The sequence below is a fragment of the Brevibacillus sp. MER 51 genome, from assembly GCF_023714195.1.
In the GTDB taxonomy this organism is placed as follows: domain Bacteria; phylum Bacillota; class Bacilli; order Brevibacillales; family Brevibacillaceae; genus Brevibacillus.
In genome coordinates this window covers 609018-630186 of record NZ_JAMAUS010000001.1, presented here as the reverse complement: position 1 = coordinate 630186, position 21169 = coordinate 609018, and the positions used below count along the sequence as shown (strand labels likewise).

The window sequence follows — 21169 nt, the reverse complement described above, 5'->3', positions numbered from 1 at the left end:
GAGAATATGGAAATCAGATCCTCAATTAATTTTCACGACGAGCGCTTTTTGATGTTTGTACTGGACCAGATGGCAAATGAGCTTGAGAGAAACGGTGGAGAAGCGATCCGTATGACTCTTGGGAAGTCGGAAATGCCGTTGCATCCCGAAATTATCAATTCTATGCAACAGGCATTGAACAGCTTTGAAAAATATTCGCTCGTGTATCCGGGTGGCCTGCCGGAGCTGAAAGATAAGCTCTCGACTCACTATCAAACAAAATACGATGTGTCCATCAAACCGGAAAATTTCGTGATAAGTGTCGGTACCAGCACACTATTCCGCAACCTGTTCTACCTCTTGCTTAAAGAAGGCGATGAAGTGTTGCTGCCACTACCGTACTACTCGCTTTACCATTTCTGCGCGCTCTTAGTCGGTGCGAAAGTTCGTTATTACAAAATTGATTTGGATACGTTGAGACTTGATGTGGAGTCGTTTAAAGAGAATTTTACAGACAAGACGAAAGTGGTCGTGATCAACACGCCAGGCAACCCGTTGGGAAATATTCTTACAAAAGAGGAATTGTACACGATCGACAGCATCGTAGACGGCCGAGCCGCTATTATCAATGACGAGATTTATGCGAATACCTACTTCGATGACGAGTGCGAATCCGTGATGCAGCTGAAAAATACCAAGTCTACGTTCATCACAACGGATGCGTTTTCCAAAGCGTATCGGATGTATAGCAGACGTGTCGGATATGCGATCGTACCGGATGAGCTGGTGCAACCATTGACAGTCATTCAGCACCACACACTGCTCACAGCTGACCCAGTTGTACAGTTCGGAGCAATGACTGCGCTTGATTACCAGCATGAGGTTGATCATTTGGTCCAACTTTACAAAGGTCGTCGGGACTATACGATTGACGCTTTCCAAAATGTACCGGATGTCCGTGCTCTGCCAGCGCGAGGCAGCTTCTACTTCACGATTGATTGCGAACAATTTATGAAAAGAAAAGGCATCAGCACGTCACTTGAGTTGGCTACACAAATTTTCGAGGCTACACATGTGGCGACCGTACCGGGTTCTGACTTTGGCATCCCGAACACACTGCGCCTCTCATACTCTGCCGCGAAGTATAACGAGGGAATTAACCGTTTGCGGGAATTTTTCACCACCACCTAAAAAGGGGAAGAGTCGCAATGAATGGACGTATGCAGCTCGATCTGGATCTGAACGAGTTTAACCTGCTCACTGATGATGAAGCGAACTTGTTAACCAGAGTCAATCAGACAGACAAACCGTACCGCAACAAAGTAACCATTGCTGAACTGTTCGCCCGGCAAGCGGAAAAAACGCCTGATAGAGTCGCTGTGGTAGAGGCGGATCGAGAAAGAACATACGCAGAACTACACGCGGAAGCAAATCAGCTAGCCCGTATCCTACAAGATGCGGGTGTAATTCCTTCGCAACTCGTGGGAATTCTCGCAGACAGGAGCTCCCGGATGGTAGCGGCAGTTCTTGCCATCCTCCAAGCAGGTGGGGGATACGTCCCGGTTGATCCCCATTATCCCCGAGCCAGAATTCAATACCTATTGCAGGATAGTCGCTGCAAGGTGCTTGTAACAGAATCCGTGTATCTGGATGAGATCATACCGGATCTCCCTGACAGTATCGAAACGATCATTTGTTTGGACGAGACTTCCTTCCATCACGCAGGATACAAGGTCTATACAGCGTCTGACATTCGCCGTCAAAAGGGAGAGGCGATAGCCCCGGCAGGTTCAGAGGATGATGTTGCGTATGTCATCTACACATCGGGTTCGACCGGTGCGCCAAAAGGCGTCATGATTACGCACAAACAGGTATTGAATACGTTGTTTTGGCTAGAGGAGACTTTTCCACTAAGCGAGACAGACGTGGTTGCTCAAAAAACCTCGATCTCTTTTACGGATTCGGTGTGGGAATTGTTTTGGCCGCTGATGGTTGGATCAAAGCTGTCTATTTTGAAAGAGGAAGACGGCAAAGATCCGGGAGCCTTGTATGACTGGCTGCGGGAGCAACGCATTACAGTCACCCAGTTCGTTCCTGCGATGATGAATGTGTTTCTGGCTCATGTGCACTCTCGTAATGAAGCAGATCCGTTGCCTAATTTGAAGTGGGTATTTAATGGAGGAGAAGCACTGACCGCTAATCTGGTTCGCGAATGGAATCGTTTGTTTCGTGTCGCGCGAATCGCCAATATTTACGGGATGACAGAATCGGCGATATACGCGTCCGTCTTTCTTTGCACCGAACAGCCTGCTGAAGAAACACTCAGAATCCCTATTGGTGTACCTATTGCCAATACACATATGTTCATTCTTGGCCAGACGGGGGAAATTTGTCCCCCTGATGTCAAGGGCGAGATTTGTATCGGTGGAATTGGCATCACCGACGGATATTTGGGCAAGCCTGAGTTGACCGAGAAAGCTTTTACGCATCATCCCATTACTGGCGAGCGCCTTTACCGTACGGGAGATGTCGGATTGCTCAGTGAAACGGGAGTGTTTGAATATCTGGGACGAATGGACGATCAGGTTCAAGTGCGAGGCTATCGTGTGGAACTGAAGGAAGTGGAACGCGCCGTCCTCCAGCATCCTGCCGTGAACCAGGTAGCGGTATTGGCTATGACTGATCAGATGGGCTTGACCGAACTGGCTTGCTACTATGTCGTGCAAAAGGACGGCGTTCAGCCGGATGGGCTTCGCGAGCACCTGCTGGAGTGGCTTCCCGAATATATGATCCCGAGCTACTTTATGGAACTGTCCGAGATGCCGCTTACCCCGCATGGCAAGATCGACCGCAAAGCTTTGCCTTCTGTAAAGCCAAGCATTAGTGGCGAATACGTGGCTCCGGCAAACCCTATCGAACAAAAGTTGGCTGAGTTGTGGGCGGATGTTTTACAGATTCCATCCCCTGGTGTACTTGATCACTTTGTCGGACAGGGAGGACATTCGCTGAAGGCCATTCAGCTTTTATCCAGAGTAGAAAGTGACTTTCAAGTGAAGCTTTCCATGCGCGACCTGTTTGATGCTCCTACGATTCGCGGTTTGGCGGATCGGATCACAGGCAGCCTCCAAGAGATGGAGCAAAAACCGATCACTTTGCTCTCTGGTCAGGAATATTACCCTGTCACGCGTGCGCAAGAGCGGCTTTACTTGTTGTGGCAGTTGGAAGAAGATGCTACCAGCTATCATACACCGGGAGTTATGCGGATCACCGGTTCTCTTGATTCGGGGCGTCTGCAAGACGTCGCAGATCAACTCGTCGCACGACATGAGGCGCTGCGCACCTCGTTTCATCTGATGGAAGGTCAGGTGAAACAAAAAGTACACAGTGACCTTTCTGTACGGATCGAGACATGGAAAACAGACGAGGAAGCTGTGGAAAAGACAATCGAACGCTTTTTCCGGCCATTCGATTTAAAGCAAGCGCCTTTGCTTCGTATCGGCTTAATTGAGCTTTCATCAGAAGAGCATCTGCTGATTTTCGATATGCACCATATCATTTCGGATGGCATATCCAAGTCTATCTTGCTTGAGGAGTTTTGTTACCTCTACCAAGGACAGGTGTTGCCGGAATTGTCGGTACAGGCCAAGGAATTTGCTTGGTGGCAAAGTGAACAAGCTGCCGAGATCGGCTGGGCCGAGCATGAAGCATACTGGTTGCAAGCATTTTCCAAGCAGCCACAACCATTGGCAATCCCGACCGACTATCCTCGCCCACAAACCATGACATTTGATGGCGACGAGTTGCTGACTGAACAGTCTGGAGAATGGCTGGAAAAACTTGACTCGTTTACCCGTCAAAGTTCTACGACGCTGTACATGCTTCTGTTGGCCGTCTATTCTGTTTTGTTATCGAAATACAGCAATCAGGAAGACATCGTCGTTGGTTGCGACATGGATGGTAGACAACGTGCGGAGTTTGCCCCTGTTGTGGGGATGTTTGTGAACACCTTGGCCTTGCGAAACTGGCCGAAGAAAGAATTGACCGTCGAAGAGTATATCGGGCAGGTACGCCAAAACGTGCTTAGCGGTTTTGAGCATGGAGACTATCCATTTGATCAACTCGTAAGCCAGATTCAATTGACTCGGGATCCAGCAAGAAACCCCTTGTTTGACGCTATGCTGACCCTGCATCATGCAGCGGAACAGCAAAAAGTCAGTCTCGATCAAATCGAGTTTGCACCGTACGAGTTCAGACGCAAATCTGCCATGCTTGATCTGGCTTTGGAAGTGGTGAAGGCTGAAGATCACATATGCATGCACTGGCAATATAACACGAACTTGTATCACAGAAGAACAATCGAGAAGATGGCTCAAGACTTTGTCATTCTATTGGAGCAAATGGTAGCCCACCCGAACCGAACCATCGGACAACTTCAGATCGGTCATGGAGTAGTACAGGTTGCACAGGGACAAGTGGACGACGATGACTTTGCTTTTTGAGAAATACATGACGGACAGAAAAGAGGGATTGGCTTGACAACGATAACGGCACAAAACATCTTGCTGGCCAGTGGGCAGTTTGATCGCGAAAAAGACTTTTGGATGGAGAACCTCTCTCGAGAGTTTCATTCACTCGACCTTCCAACAGACTCTCGGGCCTCGTTTCAGCGTCAGTCTGAGCTTCGTGAGTTGAACATCGTGTTTCCGGACGAACTGAGCAGGGCGCTGATTCATTTGAGCAATGGCTCAGATCAACGTTTGTTCATGGCTTTGCTGAGTGGATTGGGCATCTTGTTGTCCAAATACACGGGACATCAGGACATATGCGTTGGAACGGCTATCTTTCGTCAAACAGAGCCGGGTGAGTTCTTGAATAAAGTGCTGCCTCTGCGTCATCAGGTACTCCCGGAATGGAGCATCAAGGAGCTGCTGCAAGAAGTTCGCCAGACCTTAAAGGCAGCTGTGGAACATCAGAACTACCCAATCTTGCGGTTGATCGAGGAATTGCAAGTACCGCAGCAGGGGAACAGCACACCGTTCTTTGAGGCGACTTGCTTATTGGACGTTCTTCATGATCAGGATAGCCTGGAACAGGTATCGAGCGAGTTGCAGCTCCTCTTTTCTAAAAAGGGGAACTCGCTCGAATTACTTGTGCGTTACGTGGGGCAAAGATACCAACTCAGCATGATGGAACGGATGATGGAGCACTTGGTCCGTATCTATCAGGTTATCGTAACCCACCCGGATCAAAAAATCGCCGAGATCGCGTGCTTATCTGAGGCTGAGGTACGTGAGTTAGTTCTTTCATTCAACGACAATCGGATTGATTTTCCGCGCGATCAGAGCTTTGATCACCTCTTTGAGGAGCAAGTAAAAAAGACGCCTCATCGCAAAGCGGTTACAGACGGAAAATCAACGTTAACCTATCAGGAATTAAACGAGAGATCCAACCGACTTGCGCGCCATTTTATCCAGCAAGGATTACGACCTGGCACAAAAATCGGTATCTATATGAAGCGTAACGTGGATACGCTAGTTGCGATTCTTGCAGTGTTCAAAGCGGGAGGAGCCTACGTACCGATTGATCCAGACTATCCGCAGCATCGGATCCTGTACATCGTGCAAAAGAGTGAGATTGCAGGGTTAATCACTCAGCCTGACTTGCTAGATGGATTGGAGCAGATTCAAGCATCCTCGCCTGAGCTGAAGTATCTCTATGTCTTTGGTTCATCCGATCAATCCGTAGAGTCACTATCGGGAGAGAACATCGGTCGGGAGAGTGCGGGAACAGACCTGGCTTACATCATCTTCACATCGGGCACGACTGGACAACCAAAAGGCGTAATGGTGCACCATCGCGGAATGATTAACCACATTTTCGCTAAAATCAACGACCTATCCCTCTGCGAGGATGATCTTGTCGCACAAACGGCTTCGCTTTGCTTCGACATTTCTGTTTGGCAATATCTGGCTGTTTTGCTGGTGGGTGGCTCTGTGCAAGTGGTCGATACAGAGACGGTAATGGATACGCAGGCTCTTCATAACGTACTCCGTTCCAACCGCGTCACCGTAGCGGAAGTGGTACCATCTCTGCTCTCCGTGCTGCTTGATCTCGTTCAAGAATGGCCGGACTCCGAACGCAGCTTCCCTGATCTGCGATGGATGGCAGTGACAGGAGAAGAGTTGCCAGCTCCTCTGGTAAGACGCTGGTTTGCCTGCTATACGGAAATTCCATTGGTGAATATGTACGGGCCAACGGAAGCATCCGATGATATTACGCACCACATTATTCGGGGGATGCCCAGCGATCAGCAGATTGTGGTTCCTATCGGCATACCGATCCAGAACACTCATATTTACATACTCGATCAAAATCAGTGTATCTGCCCACAAGGCGTAAAAGGAGAAATTTGTGTAGCAGGTCCGGGGGTTGGATACGGCTACTACAAAGATGAGGTACGGACACAAAAAGTTTTTGTAGCAAATCCGTATGCTAACTGGGTAGAAGACCCTGACTACCAAGTACTCTACCGTACAGGTGATGTCGGACGGATCACGGAGGACGGGTATATTGAGTACTTCGGGAGAATGGACAATCAAGTCAAGATTAGGGGTTACCGAATCGAATTAAGTGAGATTGAACAGGTAATGCGTAGGCATCCAGCGGTTAAAGACGCAGTGGTCTTGGCGCTTTCAGAGGAAACAGGTGCAAAGTACTTATGTGCCTATGTCGTTCCCCAGGAGGAATTTTCCGCACGAGATGTGCGTGATTATCTGTTTACTGTGCTTCCGGAATACATGGTGCCGATGCACTATGTAAAACAAACCGTATTGCCACTTACCCCTAACGGAAAAGTGGACAGAGGGGCTTTGCCGAAGCCCGGCATACAAGATCGGGTCGACACATCTATTTTGGTGTCAGCGACAACCGAGACGGAAAAAGCTCTCATCCACATCTGGGCGCATGTGTTACAGCTCGATCCAAACACAATCAGTGCTCGGGACAATTTCTTCGCTCTAGGGGGGCACTCGTTAAAAATCAACGCGGTAGCTGCCCAGGTCGCACAGCAGTTTGGCGTTCAGCTTCCACTGCGAACCTTGTTTAATCACCCAACGATTCAGGAGCTTGGCAAGGTGATAGATGGAGCAGACAAGGCCATTACGAAGAGACGATTCTCAGTCGAAGCCAGAACGTACTATCCGGTTACGGCCGCCCAGCGAAAGTTCTTTATTCTTCAGCAGGTCAATCCGGCTGACACAAGTCTTCACATTACGGCTGCTCGTTTCATCGAGGGTGAGTTGAGCCGTGAAAAGGTAGAACATGCTTTTCAAGGATTGGTTGACCGCCATGAATCTCTTCGTACCTCGTTTGATTATAGAGATGGGCAAGTGGTTCAAATTGTACATGATTCGCTGGTCTTCCATTTGGAAGTGAGCGAAGCCAGTGCAGAGCAGTTGGAGGCCAGTCTGGCAGCGTTTGTACGACCATTCGATTTGCGTCAAGCACCCTTGTTGCGTGCAGGGCTAATCAGGATTGCTCCGGAAAAGTATCTCTTGATGTTCGACATGCACCATATCGTTTCAGACGGTGTATCCATGGATATTCTCGTAGAGGACTTTGTTCGTCTCTATGCAGGTGTGACACTTCCTGCATTGGACGTTCAGCAAAAAGAATTTGCTGTTTGGCAGGAATCTGCACTTGAGTCAGGGGAGCTTCAAGCTGACTATTGGGCAGACTTGTTTACCAGCCCGGCTCCACTACTATCGATTCCAACTGATTATGAAAGGCCAGAATCTCTTACGTATCCTGGTGCGACGATTGAGTTCGATATATCGGCTGAGGAGAGGCAGCGGTTGCTGGAACTGGCAACGCAGGAACATGCGACACTTTACATGGTACTGCTGTCGGTTTACAACATGCTGCTTGCAAAATACAGCGGTCAAGAGGATGTCGTTGTCGGAACTCCAGTAGCTGGCCGTAAATTTGCAGAGTTTGATGAAGTGATTGGGATGTTTATCAACACGATTCCCTTACGAAATTATCCAAAAGGCGAGAAAACCTATCGCGAGTTTCTTGCGGAGGTCCGCGAGCATACGCTTGCCTCTTTTGAACAAGCGGATTACCCGATTGATCTGTTTGTCCAGACTCTTGGTCTTGAACCAAATACAGGTCGTCAGCCTCTTTTTGATACGATTTTCGTCCTGCAAAACATGGACAATCCAGAAGGGGAACTGGAGCTTGAGGGAATGATCGTCAAAAACTATCCCCTGCAAAACAACACGGCTAAACTTGACCTTCATCTGTCGGCTTATCCGGTTTTCGACAGACTTACATGTAAGCTGGATTACCGCAGTGACCTGTTCCGCAGAGAGACGATGGAGCAGTTTGTGAGTGACTTCAAAAGCTTGTTGCAGCAGGTGATGGAAGATCCCCAGCGCCTCCTGCAAGACTTTGAATTGACCCGTGAGGTAGCCCTTATTCAAGCACAGGGCGTCGATTGGGATTTTGAATTTTAGAGCAAGCGGTGAGTAAGAGGGGGAGGGCATATGGAGACTACTATTTCGCAAAACATTCTGCTAACCAGTCGGAAATTTAGCCGGGAGGAGCAGTACTGGCAAGAGAAGTTACAGGGGGAGTGGACGCTCTCCCTCCTTCCAACCGAAGGGACGGAGAAGGAAGGCGATGGGGAGGAGGAGACAAAAGAAATATCTTTTGTCTTTCCAGATGATTTGAACGCTGCCATTGCGGCCCATTGCGGTCATCATCCGATGAAGCTCTACCTGTTCCTTCTGTCGACGTTTCAAATCATGCTGAATCGGTATAAGCAGACAGACGACATGATCATTCTCACGCCCGTCTTTCAGAATCCGCTTCCCCCTAATGCTTGGAATCGGGTGCTGCCGCTGCGTGTACGGATGCATCAAGAAGCTACTTTTGCAGAAGTGGCGAAAGAGGGTAAGCAGCTAGTCAAAGAGGCAATGGAGCATCAGAACTATCCGTTTTCGCAAATGATGCAATGGCTTGATCTATCCAACACAGATAGGAAGACACTGCTGGATACAGCCTTCGTACTCGAAAACGTGCAAGATATTGCTGCTTTAGAAGGCTTGTCTCTGCAAGTGGTATTTGCATGCAAGCAAACAGAAGATGGAATGACCGGACGCGTGCGATATGCGGGCGAGCAGTTCCAAGAGGCTGTCATCGAACGGATGATTGGGCATTATCAACAAATTCTTCGTGAAGTCGTCGTCGATCCTAAACGGTCTGTCCAGACAATCAATATGTTGACAGAGGCGGAGCGGACTGATCTGTTGTATACCCGCAATCAGACGGACGTTCCTCATTCTGCTCCCAAGCCGATTCATCAACTGATCGAGGAACAGGCAGCGCGGACGCCGCATCTAACAGCCGCTGTATTTGGCAACAAAACCCTTACTTACGCTCAACTTAATGGCAAAGCTAATTGCCTTGCGCGGATGTTGAAGGAGAGTGGCATTGGGAGAGGAAGCTATGTTCCGGTCTTGATGAATCGTAGCTTGAATTTGGTCATTTCCCTGCTAGCTGTGATGAAAACAGGTGCGGCCTTTGTCCCGCTAGACGTGCAGAGTCCGAGCGAACGGAAAAAGCAGCTACTGGATGAATTGGATTGTCCGGTGACGCTAATCGGGCCAGAAATACGCCAGGAACCGTCATTCGTGCAATGGACACGCGCTGTAATCGTCGATGCGGACGATATCCGGGAAGAACGGGACTTGAATGTCCAGGTAGATGTGGACGACCCGATCTATGTGATCTATACATCTGGTTCCACTGGCAAACCAAAAGGAGCAGTTGTTCCTCATATCGGTATTTTCAACCGGTTTCGCTGGATGGATGAACATTACGGTTGTACGGAACAGGATGCCATTTTCCAGACGACGCCCCACCACTACGATAGTTCGGTCTGGCAACTATTCTGGCCGCTCTTGCATGGTGGCCGTACGGTATTGCCGATTCCGGAGTTCGAGATGACGCTCGATCAAGTGTTACACGCCATTTCAACCTATCAGATTACGATTACGGACTTTGTGCCGTCGGTGTTCAATCTGCTGGTGGATCAAATGGAAACACGGTTGGACATACACGATTCACTTGCTTCGATTCGCCACCTGATCTTGGGCGGAGAGGAAATCACGGCTCACACTGTGCATCTGTTTCTTCAGCGATTTCCCCACGTTCGTATCACGAATCTGTATGGACCGACAGAGACGTCTATTGGTGTCATCTACTTTGAGATCGACCATACCCATCAGGGGCCGATCCCGATTGGAAAGCCGATAGCCAATACGAAAATCTTGCTGCTGGATTCAAATCGCAAACTTGTTCCGGCGGGACATCAAGGGGAGATTTATATAACAGGCTTGTGCTTGGGGCATGGGTACTTGCACGATCCCGAGAAAACTGCTACCAGCTTTGTTGACAACCCTTATCCGGAAATTGGCTATCAAAAGCTTTATCGGACAGGTGACCTTGGGCGTTATCTGCCGAATGGCAATATCAAGTTCTGCGGTCGCATCGATCATCAAGTAAAAGTACGCGGGCACCGAATTGAATTGGGCGAGATTGATGAGGTTCTATTGTCCCACCCGCTAGTAAAAGAGTGTGCCGTGCTATTTCAAGAAGAGAAGGCTCGATTGTGCGCGTACTACGTAACGAATGCTCAGGAATTAACCGCAAGTGACCTGCGTGGTTATCTCAGCGAGCGGCTTCCCGATCACATGATCCCTTCCTTTTTTGTCAGCATTGAAAAAATGCCTTTGACAGCAGGGGGCAAGATCAATCGCAAGCTATTGCCTGAAGTGGATGAACAACAGGCGTCCGATGCTGAATATGTAGCCCCACGAAACGAGAAGGAAGAACAGCTGGTTACCATCTGGAAAGAAATCTTGGGAATCGAAAAAGTGGGGGTACACGACAGCTTTTTCCAGCTGGGAGGGAATTCCCTGCTGTTGCTTAAAATGCATGCGCAAATTGTAAAACAAGTGGATAGCGAGATTAGCGTCGCGCATTTGTTTTCCTACTATACGATTGCCATGTTTGTGGATTTTCTCGAACAAAGAAAACAGGATCAGTTTGCATCTATGGAAGATCAAAGCGATGATGATGAATCCCTTCTGGAATTGCTGAGGGAGGTCAAGGAGGGAGTTCTCTCCGTAGACAAGGGTGCCGAGCTGATCGACAAAAGGAAGGGGAATTAGGATGAGTTTGCTAAAAAAATACATCTTGGAGCAAGTGGCAGCTCATCGGCTGCAAGAGAAGGAAGCACTCCCCTTGCTGAAAGAACTGTCCTCTGCCAACGTGAATACGCGCCAAGATATCGCGATCATCGGTATGGCTTGTCGTTTTCCCGGAGCCAACAGCCTCGAAGAATACTGGAACAATTTGAAACAGGGGCATGATTCAATTGGTGATATCCCTGCTGCAAGGCGTCCAGACGTCGAGAGGGTAGCGAGAGAATTTTTTAACGGCAAAGATTTTAAGTATGAGCGGATGGGATATCTCGATCACGTGGATTTGTTTGATCATGCGTTTTTCGAGATCTCACCTGCAGAGGCTCGAACCATGGATCCTTATCAGCGGATGTTTCTGGAGTTGGCATGGGAAACATTTGAACATGCCGGGTATAGCGAGAAGATGATCAGCGGTTCACCTACCGGCGTATTTCTGGGATATTGTGACAATGAATCCCAATACCAGCGTGTGTTGAAAAACGTTGATTCGTCTTCGCTTGCTGGCAACGTTGCAGCAATTATCGCTTCACGAATTTCCTATTTGCTGAATTTGTCAGGTCCGAGCCAATTGATTAATACATCTTGCTCTTCCTCCTTGGTCGCTCTGCACCAAGCATGTCAGGCCATTGGAAATAACGATTGTCGAATGGCTCTCGTAGGCGGAGTTAACCTTTCCCTGTTTCCGATTCAACAAGATACTGACTTTGGCATCGTTTCTGTAGACCGAAAAACCAAAGCATTTGATGATTTTGCTGATGGAACAGTATGGGGAGAAGGTCTTGGCGCTGTTCTTTTGAAGTCATACGAACAAGCAGTCAAGGATAACGATTACATCCATGCGGTAATCAAAAGCACGGCGGTCAACTGTGATGGTCGTTCTACCAGCATTACAGCGCCCAATGCGATTTCTCAGTCTGCTTTGTTGCGAACAACCTGGGAGCGGGCGCGAATCAATCCGGAGAGCATCTCTTATATTGAGGCACATGGGACCGGGACCAGATTAGGTGATCCTGTCGAGATTGAGGGGATCATGCATGCCTTTCAGAAGGTTTCAAAACGAAAGCAATTTTGCGCAATAGGCTCGGTCAAAAGCAATATCGGGCACACGATAGCTGCATCAGGTGTAGCTGGGATCATTAAAACGGTTCTGATGATGAAACATCGTCAGATTCCGCCGACGCTGCATGTGAAACGGCCGAATACCTTAATTCCTTTTATTGATTCGCCTGTTTATATAAATGATGTACTAAAGGCTTGGGATGTCGAGGCGGACCAACCTGTGAGGAGAGCCGGGGTAAGTGCATTCGGCCTGAGCGGGACAAACGCCCACGTCCTATTGGAAGAGCCTCCTGGGCGCAAGGCGACAGCCGTCACTGGAGCTGGTGATTACCTCATTACGTTATCTGCCAAAACAAGTGACTCACTATGGGATTTGCTCGAGAAATACCAAGTATTTTTATCGGGGCCTTCTGAGCATTCCCTTTTGGATATGTGCGCTACTGCCAATATTGGACGCGGACACTATCGATATCGCCTTGCCTTCATTATCAACAGCAAAGAGGACTTTTTGCAGAAGATCCATCGCCTGTGCGCGGGAGATCGGACAGAGGACGGTGCTCCGATTGTTGATGGGAACGAGGTATTCTACGGAGTACTGAATTCACGTGGTGAAAGTGCATTGCCAATCAGCGTGCAAATAGACAGCGATAACCCAGTAGAAACGGCAAAACAGTACGTGACCGGTGTGCCTATCAATTGGCTTGAATATTACCGTCCTGTCAAATGGAAGAAGGTACCTTTGCCAACCTATTCCTTTGCCAAAACCCGTCACTGGGTGGAATCTGATCAATCTGCAAACGACATGGTAGAGCGGTCCACTGCTGGAGCATCTGAGGCGATTCATGAGAACGAAATAGCAGATGTGCATAAAATTGCTTCCACCTTCTTTACTTTTGGGGAAACCTTACTGAAGCAAGTGAATGCCCGAAAGCAAACAGATTTGGAAGAGGATGAGACTTTTTATTCCGGCTTGTCATCGCTTGCGTGCTTCAAGCAACTGGGTGTTTTCCACAAGCAGGATCAAACATACACGCTGGAAGAATTGCGTGAAGCTGTAGGGGTTGATGGAAGAAATGAACATCTCTTCCAACTCATGCTTGGGCTTGTCGTTAAGGCGTCTCTGGTTGAACACGTTGAAGGAACATACCGTCTATCTGCACATGCAGTGGGCCTTGATATGGAAACGTTTTATCAGGATTGTCTGGATCGCTATCCGAATGAGCGGGATACGTTCTCTCAACTAAAATCGTGTTTTGCTCATTACACAACGATCATGACGGGGCAGAACGTTCGGGTGTCGACCGACAGTACTACTGACTTATTTAAGCCATATGCGGATCGCATTACTCTTGGAAACCCTTCTGGACTTATGGCAGTGGAAACCATTGCCCAATACATCCATTCGTTTAGCCGTCCCGTCCGTATTTTGGAGCTCGGGGGCGGTTCCAGTAGTCTGACTCGCTTATTGCTGCCGAAAATTGAGAAACAAGATGTCACCTACACGTTTACGGATCGTGCGCAATCGTCTCTCGCAGAGGCAAAAAAAGAGTTCCAAGAGGTGTACCCGTTTGTGCAGTTCCATTCGTTCGACATGGAGCAGGACCCAGCGGAACAAGGCTTCGAACTACACGCGTACGATGTGATTATCGCTAATAACGCTATACACAGGACGAAGGATGTTCGGGCATCCTTATCGATATTGCATCAGTTGCTTGCAGAGAAAGGCGTGCTGTTTGCGATCGAGCTCGTGAAAAATCGTTCAACGGCAAATGTGATCGGGGGGCTTGCCGCAGACTGGTGGCAGCACAAAGACACCGATCTGCGACCGCAAAACAGACTGATGGATGCGCTACGTTGGGAAAAGGCGCTTCGAGATACGAACTATCAATCGGTTGCCATTTATCCGTCGTCAACAGCGCTGGGTGATCTGTCTGATTCAGCGTTATTGATCGGACATTCAGCGTATACGCCACAAGAGTATCGGGAGTGGCTCTACCAGATCAACTGGCAAACAAAAGAGCTGACAACCAATTCTCAGACCCAGCGTTCAGGAATCTGGCTGGTGCTTCAAGATGAAGGCGGTGTTGGAGAAACGCTGGCTGATGCGATGTCATCGGAAGGACATGAAGTGTTCAGACTCCGCAGCGGTGAGGCTTTTGCCTCCGTTTCTTCCCACGAGTTTATCCTAGATCCCAGCCAGCCAGAAGATCTGCGGCGTGTGTTCGAGAGTCTTGGAGACAAAAAGGAAAAGCTGACTGGAATTATCCATTTATGGAGCTTGACCTCGGGCGCCCAGCAGCCAAATGATTTCGAACAGCTTGAGGCTCTTGAATCAGCGCAACACCTGGGTGTTTACAGTCTGTTTCATTTGACACAAGTGTTGCTGGAGCTGGATCTGAAGCAGGTGATTGATTTACGGATCGTTTCGAACTATGCACAAGCAGTGGATGACAACGGACCTGTTTTCTCAGAAAAAGCTCCCTTGTTCGGTCTTGCCAAGGTTATCTCTCAGGAAAATCCAAAAATGCAATGCTTTAGCCTGGATCTAGCAACTGAGGGGCGTTCAGCATCGCAGCTGGCAGGCCAGCTTCTAGCGGAAATTCGCTGCAATCGGGATGACACATTGGTTGCTTATAGAGGAAATCGTATCGTCCCAGAAATGAATCGCTGCGATATCGATCAAATCCCGAAGCGACCCGTAGAGATACGCGAAAATGGCGTTTACTTGATCGCTGGAGGTACAGGAAAACTGGGACTGGCATTTAGTAAGCATCTGGCCGCGCAAAAAAATGTCACGCTCGTGCTGATTAATCGTTCACCACTTCCACCTAACCACGAATGGCGTGAGCGTTTACAGCATCCAGACTGCAGTCCTGCTGAAGCACGAAAGCTGAAAGCGCTGCTTGAGCTGGAGGAAATGGGAGCGCAGGTAGTCTGCTATGCAGCCGACGTGTCTGACCGTCAGCAGATGGAGGATATTTCGGAGCAAGTCCGAGCCCGTTACGGACCGATCAACGGGATTATTCAATCCGCGGCGCATATCACCTTCGAGACGATTCAGACGAAGAAGTTTTCCGATTTTCAAAATGGTTTGAAAGCGAAGATGGCGGGCACAGTCATACTCGATCAGATAGCTGAACCGGAGCATTTGGATTTCTTTGTCATCTTCTCATCACTTGCTTCGATTTGGGGTGGAGCGACTGGAAGTGACTATGTCTCCTCCAACTGCTTCCTGGATGCCTATAGTGCAGCTCGCAGTCGAACGGGAAAACCAACGATAGCTTTGAACTGGTATGCGTTTGAAGGAATAACAGGTCCTGGTTTTATCGGATACATGCCGATGGATGGAGCCATTCAAGCCTTCGATGCATCGCTGTCTTGCCAAACTGAGCACCTGATCATTGGACAGTTTGATTTGAAAGTGCTGAAGGAATGGTCACCGTCTTTGAAAGTAAAGCTAGGAGATTCGATATTTGCAAGCAGAAAGTCTCATGAAGAACGCGAAGCACTACCCGCAGTGATTATGCAAAATCGTGTTGTTTTGTCTGGCAGGGAGGAAGGCGATCACTACACGTCGTTGGAGCTTGCCTTAGGTCAGATTTGGTCTGATGTGCTGGGTTACACCGAATTGAGTATCGACGACGACTTTTTCAGACTGGGTGGCGATTCTCTTTTGGCAATCGGTATCGTTTCCCGTGTCACCAAGCAGTTGCAAAAAGAGATGACGATCACCGACCTGTTTCAGACACCGACGATTCGTCAATTGGCTATGTTGATGGCTCCGAACGAAGAAACAGCTGTGTCAGCGATTCCTGTAGCAGAGCATCGGGATGCTTACCCCGCCACCTCGTCTCAGCAAAGAATTTATGTGCTGGAGCAAATGCAGGAAGGGGCAGTTGCCTATAACATCCCAACTGTCATGATGCTTGAAGGAGAGCTGGATAGAGAGGCTTTCGAACGTGCATTTGTGTCGTTGGTTCAGCGTCATGAGTCGTTGCGAACCTCATTTACCATCGTGGATGGAGCTTTGATGCAAACCGTTCACCCGAGCGTAGATTTTACGTTGGCGTATAGCGAAGTCGACGAGAACGAGGCCAAGAAAACGGTCGAACAATTCATCCAACCATTTGACTTGTCAAAAGCGCCGCTTGTTCGCGGGATGCTCATTCGCATTGATGTCAACAAACATTTGTTGCTGTTCGACATGCATCACATTGTTTCCGATGGTGTGTCCATCAACATTTTGATCCGCGAGTTCTTCCAATTGTATCAGGGACTCGAGTTGCCCGAGCTGCGGATTCAATATAAAGACTACAGCGTGTGGCAAACCGAACAACTTGGCAATGGGGTATTGGCTGCTCAGGAGAAATTCTGGCAGGGAGAGCTGGATGGAGAACTTCCTGTGCTTAATCTGCCTACAGACCACCCTCGGCCGTCCGTTCAGAGCTTCGAGGGAGATGTCCTGACCTTTGAGATTCCTCAAGAGATGACAGAGAAGGTACTGGGACTGGCAAAAAACAATGGGGCAACCTTGTACATGACGTTGCTGGGAGCGCTCACCATTATGTTGTCGAAATACGCTGGCGAAGAAGACATTATCATTGGATCGCCAGTGGCTGGCCGTCACCATGCAGACCTGGAAAACATCGTGGGTGTCTTTCTGAACACACTGGCGATGAGAAACTTCCCGCGAAGCGACCGAACCGTAGCGGATTTCCTTCAGGAAGTAAAGGAACGGGCATTGGCTGCGCTCTCTCATGCCGACTATCCATTCGAAATGCTGGTGGATCGTCTGACGCTGCCAAAAGATACGGCGCGCAACCCGCTGTTTGATGTGATGTTCATTTTGCAAAATACCGGCGACGCGAAGGGAAGCATGAGTGCAAATGGCCTGACGCTCGCTCCTTATCCTTTTGAACAGCGCTCTGCCCAGTTTGATCTGACCTTTGACATCATCGAGCGAGAACAGCGCCTGATTGTCGATATCGAATACAGCAACAAGCTGTTCAGCAAAGAGACGATCACGTCGATGTCCACACACTTCCAGAAGATTCTGGAGCAGATGGTGGAAAATCCTGAACAGTTGATCGGTAAGATATCCATGCTAGCAGAAGAAGAACGTTTGCTGCTGATTGAGCAATGGAATGACACAAGCTTGGAATACTCACGTGAAAAAACAGTCGTACAGCTATTTGAAGAAGTAGCGGCAACACAGCCAAACGCGTTAGCTGTATCGTGCGGAGATAAGAAAGTTACTTATTCAGATTTAAATAAGCGTGCAAATCAAGTTGCTCGTGTGATCAAGCAACACGGCGTCACTGCTGATACTTGCGTGGGCCTTTTGACGAATCGTTCCGTGGAAATGATGGTCGGACTCTTGGCGATCTTGAAAGCAGGAGCTGCGTTTGTTCCGATTGATCCGGACTATCCAGAAGAACGTATCTCCTATGTTTTGGAAAATAGCATGACTCGCCTTGTCTTAACCCATGATTCTCTTGCAGAGAAGCAGTGGGGAAGTGTTGACCGAGTGGACGCAAACGATTCCCGGATAGAGACGGCAGAAGACTCGAATCTTCCAACACAGTCTGCACCTGGCGATCTCGCCTATGTCATTTACACATCGGGTTCTACAGGCAAGCCTAAGGGCGTCATGGTTGAGCACCGCAATTTGATGAACTTCTGCTCGGGGATCGGGGAACACATCGATTTTGCCAGTGCAGACAAAATGCTGGCTGTGACGACGATTTCGTTTGATATTTTTCTGCTTGAAACGATTGTACCGCTGACGAAAGGGATGACCGTAGTCATTGCAACCGAACAGCAGCAAGCAGACCCGCAGGTGCTCAAGGAGTTGATTTTGCAGGAAGAGATCACGTTCCTTCAACTGACTCCATCCCGACTGCAGCTCATGCTGGAAGAGAAGAGCAACTTGCATGCACTTGACTGCCTGAAAGCAATCCTGATTGGAGGAGAAGCTCTTTCAGCGTCTTTGTTCCAACGGCTTCGTAGACAGACCAAGGCGAGACTTTACAATCTGTACGGTCCGACTGAAACAACGATCTGGTCTACCGTGCAGGACTTGACAGACGCAGAGGAAGTAACGATTGGAGCACCGTTGCCCAATACACAAGTCTATATCCTCGATGAGCATCTGCAAGTGCAGCCGATGAAGATCAATGGTGATCTTTACATTGCAGGAGATGGGGTAACGAGAGGTTACTTTGGTCAGCCAACACTGACGGCTGAGCGCTTTATCCCTAATCCGTTTCAACCTGGTCAACGCATGTACAAAACAGGTGATCTCGCGAGATGGCTGCCGGATGGGCGTATTGAATACGTGGGACGATCTGACTTTCAGTGCAAAGTGCGCGGTTATCGAATCGAATTGGGTGAGATTGAATCTGCCCTTTCTCAGCATCCGGATATTACGGAAGCGGTGGTCAGTGTGCGAGATACCGCCAGCAATCCTTACCTGGCTGCCTACTATATGGGTCCGCAAATATTGGACAGTGATGAATTGCGAGCGATGCTGAGCAAAAGTTTACCCGATTACATGATTCCACATTTCTATACACATATGAGTATGTGGCCGCTGACACCAAACGGAAAACTGGATCGCAAATCATTGCCAGAGCCAGATGCAATCCAACACAGCAGTCACACCGAATATCAAGCACCGGCTACCAGACTGGAAGAACAGGTGGCAGGCATCTGGCAGGAAGTGCTGAAACGTGAAACGGTCGGTATGCAGGATAACTTCTTCCAAATAGGCGGTACTTCGCTTTTACTGGTGCAAGTGCATGCCAAGCTTGAACAGCTTTACCCTGGACTGGTTCGAATTGCCGATTTGTTCGCACATCCTACGCTGTCAAGCCTAACCAACTTTTTGAAGAATGCGGCTTTAGACCTGACAGATGAACATGAAGAAACCGATACGGCCACCTATTGGTTGAAGGAGCTGGATCGTGTCTCGCTGATAGAGCTGCCGCCTCAGTATTGGGCTAGTGGAGAAGGTAATGCGGACACAAACCGGGTCCAATTCTCACTTACTGGTGATCTGTTTGAAAATGTGCAGCAGGTAAGTCAAATGGAGGCTGTTGAGGTGAGAGACGTCCTGCTTTCGATGTATCTATACCTCATGGCGGAATTGACTGAACAGCAGGATCTTTATATGGAAGTGGCTGTCGCCAAGGAACTGCAGACGAATGCCTATCCATTCCGGGTGAACATGTCGGAGGTCAACACCTTCTTCGACCTATTCAAGCAGGTGCAACAGAAACGACAGATCATCGAGAAAATGACGGGGGAAGCCTCGTTGTGGCTTAAAAAATTGCGGACAAATCGCAATGAAGGAACCGTTATTCCATTCTTTGGAAGTGTGAATGCATTTACAGATGCAACGTTCACACATCATGAACATGAGCTTACCTTCTGGATCAAGGAAGGAAAAGACGTGATAGATATCGTGTGTGTGTTCGACCCTGATTGCCTACGGGCAGAAAAAGTCACGGAGATGACGCAAGATTACCAGCAATTGCTCAGGATGCTAGTGAATGAATACATGACGTAGAGAAGGGTGATCAAAAATGGACAAAATCGCACTCTTATTCCCGGGACAAGGTTCGCAATATGTTGGAATGGGCCAAGCATTATGTGAGGCCCATCCCATTGCGGCTCGCACCTTTGAAGAAGCAAGTGATGCGCTTGGATTTAACCTGCAAACACTTTGTTTTGCAGGGGATGTACAAGAACTGACCAAAACAGAGCACGCTCAGCCGGCAATCCTGACGGCAAGTGTCGCAGCCTTCCGCGTTTATTCACAGGAAATGGACATCGAACCACAGTGGGTGGCTGGTCACAGTCTGGGCGAGTTTACGGCCCTGACTTGCGCCGGTGCCATCCAGTTTGCAGATGCCGTCCGCCTTGTCTATCGGCGCGGTCAGTTCATGCAGGCGGCTACGCCGCAGGGGGTCGGTGCCATGTCAGCAATTTTCGGGTTGAATGCTCAACTTGTCGAGGAGATTTGTCGGGAACATTCTCGTGATGGTGCGATCGTCGTGATCGCCAACCAAAACTCCGCAGATCAGATTGTCATCTCAGGACATGCACATGCGGTGCGACAAGTAGAAGAAGCGTGCAAGCAGCATGGCTCGACTTCCGTTGTCAGCCTCAAGGTGAGTGCGCCTTTCCATTCGCCACTCATGGTGCAAGCAGCCGAGCAATTAAATGAAGAATTAAAGCGGTACACGTATTGCGATCCCAAGTGGCCTGTCATTTCCAATGTGACAGCACAACCATATGTACATGCAGATCAACTTGTCGATTTGCTTACAGCCCAGACAACCAGCCCTGTTCGCTGGCAGTCCACGATGGATTACTTGGTAAAACAGGGAGCGAATACCGTAATTGAGCTCGGACCGAAAAGTGTACTGACAAATTTGGCCAAAGGATATCCCCTACGCGCCTTTGCTTTTGACAAGCAGGGGGAGATCAATCGTTATCAGCAAGAGCTTCTGGATGCTAAAACGCGTAATCAAGCAGCCATTGCCCAATTGGTTGATTCTTGCATTGCGATTGCCGTTTGCACAAAAAACCGCGGTCTCGATGAAGAAGCGTATCAGCAAGGAGTGATCGCTCCCTATCAAGCGCTACAACAACTGAGGCTACAGCTGGAACAAGGGGAAAAAGAGGGGAGCTATGGGGATGTACGCGAAGCTTTTTCTCTGCTTCGTATGATCCTGGAAACAAAAAAAGCTCCTGACACGGAACAAGCCATGCGCTTTGAACAGCTGACTAGCAAACCGGACTTGCAACAGCGATTTCCTGAGATCAGCAACGAATGGCAAGCAAGCTAAGCCGAA

At 48.9% G+C, this 21169-nt stretch carries 6 protein-coding genes; all 6 read left to right on the top strand.

Features of this window, described 5'->3' with window-relative positions; all coding sequences use genetic code 11:
* Positions 1 to 6 precede the first annotated feature (6 nt).
* From M3630_RS02360 to fabD, 6 genes are read left to right on the top strand one after another with little or no spacing between them, the layout of a single operon-like run.
* Complete coding sequence (locus M3630_RS02360; RefSeq protein WP_173607818.1) at positions 7 to 1170, top strand: pyridoxal phosphate-dependent aminotransferase; 1164 nt, start codon at positions 7 to 9, stop codon at positions 1168 to 1170.
* Positions 1171 to 1187: 17 nt separating this feature from the next.
* Entirely contained in the window at positions 1188 to 4478 is a 3291-nt protein-coding gene (gene edeL / locus M3630_RS02355; RefSeq protein WP_251251097.1) for an edeine non-ribosomal peptide synthetase EdeL, read from the top strand.
* A gap of 33 nt (positions 4479 to 4511) precedes the next feature.
* Positions 4512 to 8495, top strand: coding sequence for an edeine non-ribosomal peptide synthetase EdeK (gene edeK / locus M3630_RS02350; RefSeq protein WP_251251096.1), 3984 nt, complete (start codon positions 4512 to 4514; stop codon positions 8493 to 8495).
* Between the two features lie 30 nt (positions 8496 to 8525).
* Positions 8526 to 11216 carry an edeine non-ribosomal peptide synthetase EdeJ gene (gene edeJ / locus M3630_RS02345; RefSeq protein WP_251251095.1) on the top strand — a complete coding sequence of 897 codons (2691 nt, stop codon included), beginning with the start codon at positions 8526 to 8528 and terminating at the stop codon, positions 11214 to 11216.
* A gap of 1 nt (position 11217) precedes the next feature.
* A complete protein-coding gene (gene edeI / locus M3630_RS02340; protein ID WP_251251094.1) occupies positions 11218 to 19878 on the top strand; it encodes an edeine biosynthesis hybrid PKS-NRPS EdeI in 8661 nt (2886 codons plus the stop codon).
* A 16-nt stretch (positions 19879 to 19894) separates the two neighbouring features.
* Positions 19895 to 21163, top strand: coding sequence for an ACP S-malonyltransferase (gene fabD / locus M3630_RS02335; protein WP_251251093.1), 1269 nt, complete (start codon positions 19895 to 19897; stop codon positions 21161 to 21163).
* Positions 21164 to 21169: the final 6 nt, after the last annotated feature.